The organism is Runella rosea (assembly GCF_003325355.1).
Taxonomy (GTDB): Bacteria; Bacteroidota; Bacteroidia; order Cytophagales; family Spirosomataceae; genus Runella; species Runella rosea.
This window is the reverse complement of record NZ_CP030850.1, coordinates 4,386,174-4,400,364: the sequence shown is the minus strand read 5'-3', so window position 1 is coordinate 4,400,364 and position 14,191 is coordinate 4,386,174. Positions and strand designations below refer to the sequence as shown.

Below are 14,191 nucleotides of genomic sequence, written 5' to 3'. Positions count from 1 at the left end.
TGGAAAGTTTGTAGACTTTCCAAAGCTTGAGCAACTCGTTACAGATTAAAACTGATGTTGAAACCAACACTGCGGGTGGTTGGAACTTGTCCGTTCTCAATCCCCTGTAGGTTTCCATCGTTATAAAAACTGGTTTCGGGGTCAATATGCGGCACATTGCTATGCAACAAAAGCAAGTTTCTACCCACTACAGAGAGCGAAATATCACGGAACGGAAGTTTCTTAAACACCTGACCGCTAATCACATAGGTCAGCTTCACTTCTCTCAGTTTCACAAAACTTCCGTCAAAAATAGTTCCTTCATTGTTGGTCAGCGCGTAATATTTGTGGTGCCATTCTTCCGAAGAAATCCGCGTGGTATTTGGTACGAATACTGGCTCCGTAGCAGTTCCTGTATTTACAACTCCTTCTCCGACAATGCCTCCTTCGCGACCCAGTACCGTTTCTGCCAATACACCCGTATAGCGGCCGATGTTTACCGATTGCGAGAAAATATCACCGCCCTGTTTCACATCAATCAGGGTACTCAAAGAAACATTTTTGTAAGTGAAAGTATTCTGGAAACCACCAATCCACTTAGGGGTGAAATTCCCCAAAATTCGACGGGTAGGATTTAATGTAGGATAACCGCTCTTGTCATAAATGATATTGCCGCTTGGATCACGGGCAAAACCTTGCCCGAAGAAAGTTCCGTACGGCTGTCCTACCCGGGCTTCGATGCTCATTCCCCGCACCGTTCCTAAAGTATACGTAGTTAAGCCTTCGGCCAATTCAATGACTTTATTTTGGTTACGCGCCCAGTTGACTGCAATGTCCCACTGAAACGGTCCCGCTTTTACAGGAGTGGCGCTCAGTTGAATCTCAATACCTTTATTTTGCAATTTACCCGCATTCAAAAGTTTAGAATTGAAGCCCGTCGATTGTGAAATATTTACGTCCAAAATCTGGTTGAACGATTGTTTGTCATAGTACGTCACGTCCAATCCAACGCGGTTGCGCCACAGTTTAACCTCTGCGCCAATCTCATACGAATTGGTCAACTCTGGCTTTAAATTTGCGTTCAACATGGCGTTGTTTTCCGACAATGAAGGTGTGCTGCCCCACGGGTTTTCGTACTTGTATGCCTGAATCAAACGATAGGCATCGGTGTCGTTTCCTACGCGCGCAATCCCCGCCCGTACTTTGGCAAATGATAATACCGTAGATTTGATATTAAACATATCCGTCAATACCGCACTCAACGACCCCGAAGGATAGAAGTACGAACGGTTGTTGGAAGGCAGAGCGCTTGACCAGTCGTTACGAGCGGTCAAATCCAGAAAGAGGTAATTTCTAAAGCCGATGTTTGCGGCCGCGTATACGCTGTTTACTTGTTTTTCGGTAAACGAGTTTTCGGCAACTTTGGCTTGGCGCGAGTTACCCAAGTTCCATACGCGAGGAATTGCCAACTCCGTAGCGCCCATGTAGTTGCGTTGATAATAATTGCTGCGGTGGTTGGCACCAAAATTGGCGGCCACGTCAAACTCACCGAATTTATGCGTAGCGGTTAACAGAACATCTGAGTTAGATTCGCGAATAAAAATCTGCTCTTCGTTGTAGCTATCGTACTGTTTAGAACCGTTGAGGTTATCAATCCGGGCGGCGTTTTTGGTTTTACGACGGTCAATGTATACGTCGGTTCCTGAGCGTGCTGTCAGCGTCAGCCAATCGTTAAATTTATAGGTAGCGGCTAAGTTGCCATACACGCGGTCGCGCTTATTGTATTTGGTGCTCAGGTTCAACACATAATACGGGTTGGTCCAGTAGTTGTAGTTCCAGTTGTATTGATAAATGCTGCCCGGTGCCTGATAATTCTGCAATTTTTCCATGTCCACCTGACGGCCGAACCAGATAAAATAAAGGCCCCAGTTCGTACGATTGTCGCTACCATCTACTACGTAGTTACCCGTTGCTCGAATGCTCAATTTTTTGGTCAGATTCCAACCCGCATTCAGCGATACAGTACGGCGTTTGTAATCGGTGTTGGGCAAAATCCCCGTTTGATTCAGGTCAGTATATGAAAGACGAAAATCACCTTTTTCGTTTCCACCCGTAATGGCAATGTTGTTGGTGAAAGTCTTACCTGTTTGGAAGAATTGATTGACGTTATCAGGATGCGGAATAAAAGGGGTAGGCGTGCGGGTACCGTCGGCGGCAATCGGCGAGTCAAATTGCGGCAAAAGTCGGCCGTCCATTTTTGGGCCCCAGCTTTCATCCACGCCGTCGTTTACTCCTTTTCCAGTTCCATCCACAAATGAGAACAGGCCTTTGTTGCCTTGTCCGTATTCATTTTGCCACTCAGGCAAACGGAACGGACTGTCAAATGCGGTGTTTGAATTGACCGAAACGCCAATACCTTTCGAGCCTTTACCGCTTTTGGTCGTAATCAAAATAACGCCATTCGCCCCTCGTGAGCCGTATAAAGCCGCCGCGCTTGGCCCTTTCAGAACGCTTACGTTTTCAATGTCGTCGGGGTTGATAGATGCCGCGCCATTGCCGTAGTCTACGCCCGTTCCTGAGCCATAGTTACCATTATCAATAGGAATCCCATCAACCACAAACAAAGGCTGGTTGTTGCTCCCGATGGAACTTGCGCCCCGAATCAGAATCCGGGAAGAAGCACCCGGCGCGCCGTTGGAGCCAGTGACCTGCACCCCAGCGATTTTCCCCGAAAGCGCATTTACGAAGTTGGTGGTACGCGCTTGCGTCATTTGTTTGCCACTTACTTCCTGAACCGAATAGCCCAAGGCTTTTTTCTCGCGGGTAATTCCCAAAGCGGTTACGACAACTTCACTCAGAATAGAGGCATCTTCATCCAACGAAATATCAAAAGTTGTTTGATTGCCCGTGGCAATTTCTTGCGGCTTGTAGCCGATGAAAGAAACAACTAAAACGGCGTTAGGAGGGCCCGAGATGGAAAAATCTCCCGTTGAATTTGCACTGGTTCCGCGGTCGGAACCTTTGATGACGATGCTGGCGCCTGGTAGGCTTGAGCCGTCTTTAGAAAGGACACGGCCTTTCAACAGTCGATCTTGGGCATAGCTCGCTAAAGAGACAAGCATAGAGGCCACTAAACAGGTTGTGGTAAAAAACTTCCTCATGGTTAATGGATATTAAGTTATTGGGCAATATTTGTATTTTTCCAATTTAAACAGCACATTTCTATTACAGATTTATGCCATTGAATATTCTTAATAGTTTGCGGCCATTTTGAATAAAACTTAATTTTAAAGAGCGAGGAGCTTTTCTTACTTGGCAGTAATAAAGATGCAATTTTAGATTTATTACAACTTTATTCCAAATATTATTTTAAATATATTTATTTATACAAAATAATAAACTTTTTTTTCATAAAAATACCTAATTAAATTACTTAAATATTTTAGCTCAAACACTTATTATTCTGTTTAAAACTTATTTACTTTTTATTAACAAACAAAAATTATAATTATTCCTATAATTTCTCGCAAATACACGTATATACCTTAAAGTAGTCGCTACTTTAAAAAAAATCAGACGCCACCAAAAAAAAGACGCCAGACAGTTACGTCCGACGTCTTTGAAAAAAGGGAATTAAAATATGTTTCTTTAATCGCGGCTGGAAAGCTTCGCTAACAACCGAAGTACTTCGATGTACAGCCACACAATGGTCACAATCATGCCAAAAGCACAGTACCATTCCATGTATTTAGGAGCACCATGTTCGGCACCTTGCTCAATCATGTCGAGGTCCAATACTAAATTAAAGGCTGCTAAGCCTACCACAAAAAGCGAAAAGCCTATACCAAACCAACCATTATCGTAGATAAGCGGCATCTCAATACTAAACATCCTCAACACCATTGCGACCAAATAGAAGATAGCAACGCCTGCAGTAGCTGCTAAAATAGTCCGCTTAAATGTAGGCGTGGCGCGAATCACACCAGCTTTGTACAAACCGACTATTCCAGCCAATATCGCAAATGTGAGCAACACGGCCGAAAGGCCAATGCCAGGATACATACTTTCAAAAATAAGCGTAGTAGCGCCTACAAAAACACCTTCCACTACTGCATACAGGGGCGCAAGCGTAGGAGCGAGGTGTTGTTTAAAAGCCAAAATTAACGCTATCACAAAGCCCGCAATGGCTCCGCCAATGGCCAAAGGCATAATCAACGCTGGATTGGAAGCAAACAGAAACCAGCTTCCTAGCGCCGAGGCGAGTACGAGCGCCCCCATCAGGATGATTTTATTGACGGTACCCTGCACGGTCATTGGGCCCTGCCCAACACCTTCCCGCGCGGCTTTTATAAATGATTTTTCCGATAAGGTTGGATTTGCCATGGAACGTAAGAGATTTAGATTTTTGAACTGATTTTACAGAATAATAAACGCAAAATGCCATATAAAATTCAAAAAGTCAAGGCAAAATCCTATTTGGGGGCATTCCTCAAACTTTCGCTTTTGTGGTACCACCTTTGGTCATCGAAATATCAACGGGCGCGTTGGTTTTCCACGAGCCTCCTGTAAAATCGGGTACTTCAATAGAATTGGAACGATGGGCTACCGACCAGCCACTCAGCGGTGCAATACAACTCCACAGCGCGGCATCGTACACATCTTGGTCGAGTGGTAGGCCATTGCGAAGGCAGTCAATCGTGCGCCAGTCCATCAGAAAATCCATGCCACCGTGCCCGCCGACTTTCTTGGCGACTTCGCCCATCTTTTTCACGATGGGTGGCAGGTATTTTTGCTCCAAGGTTTTGTACTCTTCGGCACTCATCCATTCATGCCCCGTGGAATACCGCGCCGGTTCGGGGTATTTCAAACCTACGGCTTTGGTGCCGCTTACCAATTGAATTCGCGAATAAGGTCGCGGCGACGAGACATCGTACTGAACCATAATGGTTTTGCCTTTATGGGTCTTGATGGTCGTCGTGCTCATATTGCCATTGAACTGCTTGTCCACGTAAGGTTTGTAAAAATCATCTTTGGCAGCGAGTTCTTTGGCTAAATTCCCCAACACAAAATCGTTGCTCGACATGGACGTGAGGTATTCCATTTTATCGCCGCGATTGATGTTCATCACCTGACAAATAGGTCCGAGTCCGTGCGTTGGGTACAGATTCCCTTTGCGCTGATACATTTCGTGAAGTTCCCACAATTGATAGAAGTGTGTTTTTGAGAACACGTATTCCTGCAAATTATGGATATAAGCCGCCTCGCCGTGGACAATCTCCCCAAAGAAACCGTTGCGGGCCAAATTGAGCGTGAGCAATTCCGAAAAATCATAGCAGCAGTTTTCGACCATCATGCAATGCTTTTTGGTCCGCTCTGAGGTTTCGACCAATTGCCAAGCTTCTTCAACGGTTTTGGCGGCGGGCACTTCCACGCATACGTGCTTGCCGTTTTCCATCGAAAATACGGCCATCGGCGTGTGAAAAGCCCAAGGCGTGAGGATATAAATTAAATCCAAATCGGTGCGTTCGGCCAGTTTTTTCCAGATTTCGGGACTGCCAACATAGGTTTCGGGACGGTGACCTGAGGCTTCCACCAACTTTTTAGCGGCATTTACTTTCTCCGTCCGAAGGTCGCACAGGGCTTTGATTTCTACACCTTCGATTTTGTTCATGCGCTCTACGGCTCCCATACCACGATTGCCCAACCCGATGAATCCGATGCGTACTTTGTCGAGTTTGGGAGCGGCGTAGCCACTCATGTTGAATTTTTGGACGCGGGGGCGGTTGGCCTGTTCATGCACTTCTGCCCATTCGTCGGGCGTAGTGGCGTATGCCGCAAAGGGATTGGAAGCAAAAAGCCCTAAACCTGTTGCGCTTGCCGTTTTCAAGAAATTTCTGCGGTTGTTTTCCATATTTCTAGCGGTTTATCCTTCTTCTGTGTATGCCCTAATGCCATTGAGTTTGAAACTTTGCAGGTCGCTCCCAGCCGCTGGGCCCCGCCTTCTCGTTCAACGCTCTGTAATTTCGGGCGCGTTGCGCTTTATCCGAAATTACAAGACGTTTCACGAGAAGGCTAGAAAACTAAAAAATCAGAGATTTTAGGTTGATTATTATTCTTTCCTGCACTTTTTCTTTCTTACTCAACCCTTTATCTCACAAAATACAATCCCCTAAAAATGCAGGGGTGTAGCCTTTGTCGGTAGCCCATTGAACGCAGGTGAGAATGCGGTCGCGAAAATCGGGTTGATAGGCTTCGTAAAACGGATAGAAATATTGCTCGTGTACCAAAAAATCAACGTACGGCGGCAAGCCTGAGGGCAGATTGGCGTAATTGTCGAGATGGGGTACAATGTCGGGTAACTCTTTTTTATCAATGACAATGCTACTGCGGACAAACGTAATTCCCTCCTGTGTATCGTGCCATACAAAGCGTTTTTTCACCTGGCGGCGCTGTTCCACGGTCAAATAATACGACACCGCGAACAGATCATCATCTACATTAAAGTACCCCAATTGTCCTACATAACCCGCATCTCGCAAGGCACGGGAACCTTCCACGGTGGCTTCGCCCCAATGCAATGTAGTGACAGGGCCCATCACGGCCTCCCCCGCAAAGCGCTGAATCTCGTTGTTGACCAATTCGCAATCTTCGGCCACTTGTTGGTAGCCTGCCGTACGGTACGGCATATCGGGAAACTCACCACGTGCGTGAAAGCTCAGACGAAGCCAATCGGCGTTGGCTGTCCATTCTGATTTGTATTTATCTGTCAACTGCGACAGGTTGAAGCCCTCTGTTTCGTAAAAAAGATTCAGGTGGATTTTGGTGCCGTAGGTATCGTGAACCTGTTTCAAAAAACCCAAGTATTCATTATCGAAAATAGATGTATAACGAGCTGAATTTTGGTGAATATCGCGCAAAAACCAGATATTATCGTCAATCGAAAGGCGGTAGTGACCTGCGAAATTGGGTAGCCAAAAAACCGTTATCTGTTGGTTTTCGCCTGTGGTTCTATCGTGAACTTCTACCGAATTTTCATAGTCACTCAGGGTGATTTGTGCTTCAAAAACACCTTTCCGTTCTCTTGCTTCTACGCCGTTAATCACAATCAAATGCTGCAACGGCGCTTTAACCTTTACTATGGTATGCAGCGTTCCCTTTTCCACCAAACCATCATAGGAATGGAGCATATCACCGTTGATGGGACTGATAAATTCTATAGTGTTCATTTTCTAAAAATCGGGTTTAAACATTGCTTCAAATGACTGCACAGGTTCTTCTTTTTTACGCTGAATTTGAAAATCAACGACTTTCAGGTGCAGTTTTCGCCAAAGGCTATATTCCACATCAAATCGCCCCAAGATAGAGTTCAGCCGATAGGGCATGTATTCCGAGAGCCACGTTTGAGCATAAATTTGTTTCAGTTCGCCCGTTTCGTCCATCGCATCCACCAATAAACTGTGGCAGGGATACGTCAAATCATAAATCACGTAATCTTCTTTCTTTTTGACGAGCATGGCATAATTCCAACGGTCTACGATGGCCTTGGCCCAAATAAATCGCGTGGCCGAATAATTAATGAGCCGCGCCGACACCAGCAATGAACTGATAAAAGCACTGTCGGCTTTAGATGCTTTTTGCAGAGCAGCAATCAAATTAGCCTGAGCCTCTTCGCTGTATTTCCGAACTTCTCTGAATTCCGCCGCGTGTGCTTCGGTATTGGCCAGATAATAGGCTGAAAAAGGATTTGACCACGCTTCTACCAACGTGCCACGCGGCATACTTTGGGTGTTTTTGCCTAGGCATTTCTTCAAATATTCGACTGAGGTGGCAATATTGTCGAAAGCATCACCCATTTCTTTGCCAGCATTGGGATACATCACCGACGCGTAGTTTCGGGCGAATGCCTGTTTATCAGGGGATTTGCCCTGCCACGCGGAAATACAGCCGTAGGCCATAAACATCCACGATGAGCGCACAAACGGCTCTACCGAATCTGTCCAAACGGAGGTGATAAAACCTAGTGTTTTATGACGCAAACCTGCTCGCAAACACAAATCAATGTTGTCGTAAGTATAATCGGCTTCGGGATAAATATGTCCCCAACCCGAAACGGCCGGTTGAATAAAAAAGGGCTTTTTCTCTTTCAAAACGGGATTCAAATACTGGTACGTAGCCGCAGAATCGGGAGAGTATTGCCAAATGACCGGAATGACCTCGGCAGGAAATTTCTTCATGATGTCGGGATAAAACGAATTCATATCCGTCCACGCCATGAGCGTTTTACCGTATTGCTTGAGTTCGTCGCTTACAAACGTCAGTTGCTGAATAAACAGCGCTTCGGGATTCAAAGACATTTCGCCAGTGCTGTTTAAGCGTTTGGTTTCCCAAGTTTCATCAAAACCCACGTGAATAAATGGGCTTTTGAACAACGCGGTATATTGTTTTATCCAATTTTTGAGCAAAGTCTGTACGCCAGCGTTACGCGGGTCAAGCTCGTGTCCGTAGCGCCCAATGGCCAGAGAAGCGTATTTTTCGTTTCGAATCAGTTCGTGCAAATGCCCGTAAAAATTCACAAACGGAATCACGTCGATGTGCCGCTCACGGGCATAGGCAATGATGCTTTTGATTTGATCTTGGGTGTAGCTTGCCTTGTAATTGAGGGTGGAATAGCCGGCAAGTTCAATACTGACTTCGTTGTAAAAATAATATTGGTTGGTTTTCCAACGCGCCAAAAAGTCGATCTGTTTTTTGATTTCGTCCACGGTTAACAATCCCCCGTGCGCAAAATCCATCATCACACCCCGAAAAGCCAACTGAGGTTGGTCCTGAATCGTCACAAAAGGCAACGCTGCTTTTGCTCCCGAACCCTGAATCAATTGTCGAATCGTCTGAACGGCATAATACAGGCCCGTTGAGGTTTGGGCGATGATTTCAACTCCTTTGGCATTGATGGAAAGCGAGTAATGTTCCCGCATGCTTCCAGTCTGCGCTTCGTTGGTTTCGGGCAATTCCCGTCCCGGTGTTTTGACTGTAAACCGAATGTTTGCTGTATTGGCGGTATTGGCCATTTTAAGCGTTTTCCCACTCCGCTCCCGAATCGTTTGTTTGAGTTCGTTCAGGGCAAAAACAAAGTCTTTAGAAGCCGTCGGCGCTACATAAAGTGAGAGATTTTGCAGCAACAGTTCGCCTTGTTCGTATCGAATGGAAGTCGGTTCGGGGTATAAAACGGGGCGATTTTGGGCAAAAATCCCTGTAAACGCCCAAAAACAGGTGCCAAAAACAATCAAAAGGGATTTCATGAACAGAAAATTAAAGGTTTAGCGCAGTCGCTCGCGTTTTGCGAGCGACTGCGTAGTGACACACTTAATACGTAGCTCTTCCTCCCGACAAGTCAAAGGTAAAGCCAGTGGTAAAGCTGTTTTTGGACGATACGATATAGGCCACCAAATTGGCGGCTTCGTCAAGCGTGCCGCAGCGTTTCATCGGAATTTTGTCGGTCATGTATTTTACCTGTACTTCAGGCATGGCATCCACCAACGGCGTTTGAATCACGGCCGGGGCCAAGGCGTTGACCGTGATGCCGTACTCTGCGTATTCTTTGCCCTGTACTTTCGTCAGCCCAATGACCGCCGCTTTGGAAGCCGAATACGCCAACATGCCCGCATTTCCTTCCTTGCCTGCAATTGACGCAATGTGCAGGATACGTCCGTATTTCTGCGCCATCATGGAAGGTAAAACGGCTTTTGAGGTATAAAAGCAACTCATAAAGTTGACTTCAAACACTTTATGTAAATTCTCACTGCTTACTTCGTGACTTTTGAGGTTGGTTACGCCCGTGATTCCCACGCAGTTGACGAGAATATCCACTTTGCCAAAATGCGCCAACGCCTGTTGAATCACTTCCTGTACCCGCGCTTCGTCGGTGATGTCAATGCCGATGAGTAATGCTCGGTCGCCGTAGCTTTCAAACTCCTGTTGTAATCCTTTTTCGTTAAAATCAAGTAAGGCCACTTGGGCACCTTCGTCAAGAAGTTTATGGGCAACCACCAATCCGATGCCCGAGGCTGCCCCCGTCACCAATGCTACCTGTCCGCTAAATTCATTCATGTTTATCATCTTATTAAAATTGGGATCACTGAGTTCTACTCAGTGCTAACCCTTGTGTACCTCTGTGCATAACTCAGTGATACTTTGTGACCAATTTATTTATACTACCGCTGCCACCGCAGGACGAATTGCATACGTTTCGTCATTTAGTACGTCAAGAACGCGTTGATTTAATTCACGAATGTAACTGATGCTCGACGCGTCGGGAATATAGGCTGCCTTGCGGGCAATGCTGTTGCTCAATACGCCGCGAGCGATGAGCAATTCTTTTTCGGCATAATGGAAAAGTTCCATATTTTGCAACGAAAAGAAAATTTGTGGCATTACTTTCTCAAACAAATCAAACGCCTTGCCATCTTCGCCGCTGCGACGCAAATCAAACACGCGTTGCAGAATATCAGAAACCGCCAGCCCTGGCATAACCCCTCTGATACCAATAGGAATCAGTTCCAGCATGTACAAACCACCCCAACCTTCAAACAGGCCGACTTTGCCTTTGGTAGCGTTAATGATGCTTTCAAATTTGGGCGCGCAAAGCGGCTCTTCGAGTTTCAGGTATTTGAAATTAGGATTTTCATCCATCAATTCTTTGATAAACTCCACGCTGATGGATGACCCACCGGGGTTAAAATCCTGAATCAAAACAGGAGTATTGGGAATGGATTGCAGGAATTCCGATAGGTATTGTTTCAACGAACTTTCGGGTAGGCTGAAAATACGCGGCACCGCCAACGACACCACATCGGCTCCTGCTTTCACGTTGGCCTGCGCCAGTTTTATGGCCACTTTCAAAGAAGGATGATTTGACTGCGCCACAATTTTAAGCCTCCCCGCGGCATGCTCGACTGCTACACGTACGACTTGCAGTTTTTCGTCGTCGGTCAATTTGTAAAACTCGCTTGCGTAAGCGGGAAGGCAAACGGCTTTGATACCGCCCGCGATGGCGAAATCAATCAAATTGCGGAGGGCATCTTCGTCGATTTCCTCGTTTTCGGTAAATGGAGTGGGAATAATCGGAACAACGCCGAAAAGTTCGTTTGTTAGCTCTGACATAACTTTACTGATTATGGATTGTTATTAACCAATTTTTTTTGCTGTACTCTACTATCAACAATGGAGAGAATAAGGGTAGAAACCAGAACCAATATCCCTCCGATAATGGCCTGTGTATTAAGCTTTTCGCCCAACCAAAGGGCTGCAATGGGCAGTCCCATAAACGTAATAAGGTAATTTGACAAGGCGACCTGCGTAGCGTCCAAATACTTCAAAGCCCTGAAAAACAACACCATGGAAAGGAAATTATGGAATACCGTCAGCGAAATCATGCCAATCCAGGTGTTAGTGGTGAATTCGGGAATCTTGCCAAACATTTCGGGTTCATAATACAGCACCAAAGGCGTCAACAAAATACACATGACCAGATAGGTGTAAAACACCATTTCGATTTCGGTGTATTTCTCGGCAATTTTCTTGCAGCCGACGTTGTAGTACGCATTGCCCAGAATGGCCAGAAAAATCAGGATATTGCCCAAGGCATAGCGCGAGCTCAAATCAGCACGTTTGATGTCGTCGGTAGAGCACAAAGCAACCCCGATGATGGCAATGGCAAAACTTACCCAACGGGCGGCATTCATTTTTTCTTTTAGAATGAGGAACGCAAAAACGGCAGTAATGACGGGCAGGGTCAGGACCAAAATGGCGGCATTACTGGCCAAAGAATACTGCGTACCCCAAGTCATCAATACCTGCGAGGGAAACGCACCCAATGCCGCTAACTGAACAAAAATTAAAATGTCTTTCAGCTTTTTGCCGCCTTTTTTAAAATCTCGGACTACAAACGGAGCCAGTAAAATCGTGGCCAACAGCATAGGTGCCCACACTGTAAAATACGGCCCGACCTGATCCTGAGTCAGTTTGATGCTCGTAAAATGAAACGCCCACATGAAGTTACAGGCAAACAAAATGGACCAAGACACAACCGATTTTTTCATAGTTTGTGGGTTTACTGAGCGTTCATTTCACTTATTTTATACTTCTTCAACGCCTCTCTGTCCAACTCAATCCCAAGGCCGGCACCTTGCGGAACAAGCGCCGCGCCATTCTCAAATCGGATGGGTTGAACAATTAAATCATCTTCCCGTACAAGCTCCCCGAAAATATCGGAAGGAACGGTGCAGTTGACGCTTGCGGCCGCAATCTGAAGCCCCATTGTTTCCGAAATTCCTAAATCTACTTCCGACCCCCGCCAGCAGGATTTGCCTTCCAAATGCGCGATTTCGGCCAGCAAAACGCAATTGTACGCCGAGCCGTTGAAATTATAACCATCCACTGCATCGGCCCGTACAAAAGCAATCATATCGCGAATATCTTGGGTGTATGGCAACGAAATATGACGATACATCGGAATACCCAACGTCTCACGGAGGTATTTGAAACCTGCTACGTCGGCATGCAAAATCGGATCTTCCAAGCCGAGCATGATGTCTTTCTCTACGCCTTCCATCAATTTCAAGGTTGTATCCACGTCAGTCCAGCGTTGGTTGGGATCGAGCAGAATTTTGATACCGTCACCGCACTTTTTCCTGATTTCTTCGGTCCAAAGTCGCACGGGATCTTCGTCGGAGCATTTGAATTTAAAGGCTTTATGCCCTTTCTGCATGGCCTCAAAGGCTTTTTGGGCGGCATCTTCTGGCGTACGGCGGCCCGTCCAACCAAAGCAATCAATGCGGTCGCGGTAAGCGCCACCGAGCAATTGAGCAATAGGCACATTCAGGATTTTACCCACCAAGTCCAGTACTGCCGTCTCAAAAGCTTCATAAATTCGTTGGTCATTGACGGGCAACCGCCGCCAGTTTAATTTCAACACATCCTGTCCAACAAAGGCTTGCATGGCTTCGTATAACAACTCTTTTGATGCGCTGCGGTAGGTTTCGCCAATGCCAGTCAGGCCGTTTTTAAGCGTAATTTCAAGAATCCATTTGGGCTGGTTGGCAAATTCTGTCCAACGTTCCCCCGTCAAAAATTTCTGCGCAAACGCCGCGTCTTTGTCAATCACCTCTTCAGAATTCAAACTGCCAGGCTTGGCTGGCACTACAACTTCAGTGGCTTTTATGGAGTGAATAATCGTCATTTCTGGTCTTCTGAGGTGTTTTGTGAGTACTTTTTCGCCAATTTTCGGATATCATAGCTAAACTCAATGAATTGTTCTTCCCAATGCTCAGCGCTTTGGGAAGTATAGGGATAAAAGCCTTGGGCATTGCTAACACCCTTGGCTCCAGAGGCAACCAACTCTTCCATGTATTTCGGAGCTTGAGTGGCATTACTAAGTTCGGGAAACAGGTCTTTCATCACAGTGAGATACGCGGGAATGCCCGTCAAATCCATGAAGCGGAACGGTCCCGCAAACGTAATCCAATAACCCAGATCATTGCGCAGTGAGCGGTCCACGTCTTCCATGGTGGCGTAGCCGTTTTCCACCAAATGAAATGCTTCACGCAGCATGGCGTACATGATACGATTGGTGATAAAGCCGCGAATGTCTTTTTTGAGCAACGAAGGTTCTTTGCCCCAGCTTTCGGCCAAAGCCACGATTTGGTAGGCGTACTGTACGTCTGACTCATTGCCGCAAATCACTTCCATAAACCGCGTAATGTGGGCCGGTTCGGCCCAATGAATCCCCAAAACTCGCTCGGGATGTTGGAGCCCGCTTTGCAGCACCGTAACGGGAATCGCCGAGGTATTGCTGCCGATAATCGCCGTGGGCGAAAGCACCGTTTCGAGTTTGTGATAGACGCTTTTTTTCTCGTCGATATTTTCAGTAATGGATTCAATCACCACTTCATGGTCGTGCAGGTGCGCCACGTTATCCGTAATGATGTGACGTTCCAAAACGTCTTCGGGCGTTTCCGTTAAAATCCCTTCATCGTAAAGTTGTTGCAGAAAGCCCTGGATTCGATGGCGGGCTTCATCCGCAATGGCCATCTCTTTTACCAATGACGTTACCTCATGCCCCGCCGCCAAAATACAGGTGGCAATGCTGCTGCCCATCAAGCCCAAACCGACCGTACCGATGCGTATTTTTTGATTCATACTAAACTTTTTTACA

General features: G+C 46.3%; 10 protein-coding genes. All 10 read right to left on the bottom strand.

The window, feature by feature from the left end:
• Window positions 1-38: 38 nt before the first annotated feature.
• The 10 genes from DR864_RS18455 to DR864_RS18410 all read right to left on the bottom strand — a co-directional run bounded on the left by DR864_RS18455 (window position 39) and on the right by DR864_RS18410 (window position 14,175).
• Complete coding sequence (locus DR864_RS18455) at window positions 39-3,140, bottom strand: SusC/RagA family TonB-linked outer membrane protein (RefSeq protein ID WP_114068348.1); 3,102 nt, start codon at window positions 3,138-3,140, stop codon at window positions 39-41.
• Window positions 3,141-3,627: 487 nt separating this feature from the next.
• Complete coding sequence (locus DR864_RS18450; RefSeq protein WP_114068347.1) at window positions 3,628-4,362, bottom strand: Bax inhibitor-1/YccA family protein; 735 nt, start codon at window positions 4,360-4,362, stop codon at window positions 3,628-3,630.
• 106 nt (window positions 4,363-4,468) lie between these two features.
• Window positions 4,469-5,890, bottom strand: a complete 1,422-nt coding sequence (locus DR864_RS18445) for a Gfo/Idh/MocA family protein (RefSeq protein WP_114068346.1) — start codon at window positions 5,888-5,890, stop codon at window positions 4,469-4,471.
• Between the two features lie 241 nt (window positions 5,891-6,131).
• Window positions 6,132-7,205, bottom strand: a complete 1,074-nt coding sequence (locus tag DR864_RS18440; RefSeq protein WP_114068345.1) for a hypothetical protein — start codon at window positions 7,203-7,205, stop codon at window positions 6,132-6,134.
• Window positions 7,206-7,208: 3 nt separating this feature from the next.
• On the bottom strand, window positions 7,209-9,278 hold the full coding sequence (locus DR864_RS18435) for a beta-N-acetylhexosaminidase (RefSeq protein WP_114068344.1): 2,070 nt from the start codon (window positions 9,276-9,278) through the stop codon (window positions 7,209-7,211).
• A 64-nt stretch (window positions 9,279-9,342) separates the two neighbouring features.
• Window positions 9,343-10,086 carry an SDR family NAD(P)-dependent oxidoreductase gene (locus DR864_RS18430; RefSeq protein ID WP_114068343.1) on the bottom strand — a complete coding sequence of 248 codons (744 nt, stop codon included), beginning with the start codon at window positions 10,084-10,086 and terminating at the stop codon, window positions 9,343-9,345.
• 99 nt (window positions 10,087-10,185) lie between these two features.
• A complete protein-coding gene (locus DR864_RS18425) occupies window positions 10,186-11,139 on the bottom strand; it encodes a dihydrodipicolinate synthase family protein (RefSeq protein ID WP_114068342.1) in 954 nt (317 codons plus the stop codon).
• An 11-nt stretch (window positions 11,140-11,150) separates the two neighbouring features.
• A complete protein-coding gene (locus tag DR864_RS18420) occupies window positions 11,151-12,077 on the bottom strand; it encodes a DMT family transporter (protein ID WP_114068341.1) in 927 nt (308 codons plus the stop codon).
• 11 nt (window positions 12,078-12,088) lie between these two features.
• Window positions 12,089-13,216 (bottom strand): mandelate racemase/muconate lactonizing enzyme family protein, encoded by a 1,128-nt coding sequence (locus DR864_RS18415; RefSeq protein ID WP_114068340.1) that lies wholly within the window; start codon window positions 13,214-13,216, stop codon window positions 12,089-12,091.
• Window positions 13,213-14,175 carry a 3-hydroxyacyl-CoA dehydrogenase family protein gene (locus DR864_RS18410; RefSeq protein WP_114068339.1) on the bottom strand — a complete coding sequence of 321 codons (963 nt, stop codon included), beginning with the start codon at window positions 14,173-14,175 and terminating at the stop codon, window positions 13,213-13,215. Before DR864_RS18410 ends, DR864_RS18415 begins: the two co-directional genes overlap by 4 nt.
• Window positions 14,176-14,191: the final 16 nt, after the last annotated feature.

Coding starts and splice junctions, on each gene's coding strand:
- DR864_RS18455 (WP_114068348.1), bottom strand. CDS start 3,140: ATGAGGAAGTTTTTTACCACAACCTGTTTAGTGGCCTCTATGCTTGTC.
- DR864_RS18450 (WP_114068347.1), bottom strand. CDS start 4,362: ATGGCAAATCCAACCTTATCGGAAAAATCATTTATAAAAGCCGCGCGG.
- DR864_RS18445 (WP_114068346.1), bottom strand. CDS start 5,890: ATGGAAAACAACCGCAGAAATTTCTTGAAAACGGCAAGCGCAACAGGT.
- DR864_RS18440 (WP_114068345.1), bottom strand. CDS start 7,205: ATGAACACTATAGAATTTATCAGTCCCATCAACGGTGATATGCTCCAT.
- DR864_RS18435 (WP_114068344.1), bottom strand. CDS start 9,278: ATGAAATCCCTTTTGATTGTTTTTGGCACCTGTTTTTGGGCGTTTACA.
- DR864_RS18430 (WP_114068343.1), bottom strand. CDS start 10,086: ATGAATGAATTTAGCGGACAGGTAGCATTGGTGACGGGGGCAGCCTCG.
- DR864_RS18425 (WP_114068342.1), bottom strand. CDS start 11,139: ATGTCAGAGCTAACAAACGAACTTTTCGGCGTTGTTCCGATTATTCCC.
- DR864_RS18420 (WP_114068341.1), bottom strand. CDS start 12,077: ATGAAAAAATCGGTTGTGTCTTGGTCCATTTTGTTTGCCTGTAACTTC.
- DR864_RS18415 (WP_114068340.1), bottom strand. CDS start 13,216: ATGACGATTATTCACTCCATAAAAGCCACTGAAGTTGTAGTGCCAGCC.
- DR864_RS18410 (WP_114068339.1), bottom strand. CDS start 14,175: ATGAATCAAAAAATACGCATCGGTACGGTCGGTTTGGGCTTGATGGGC.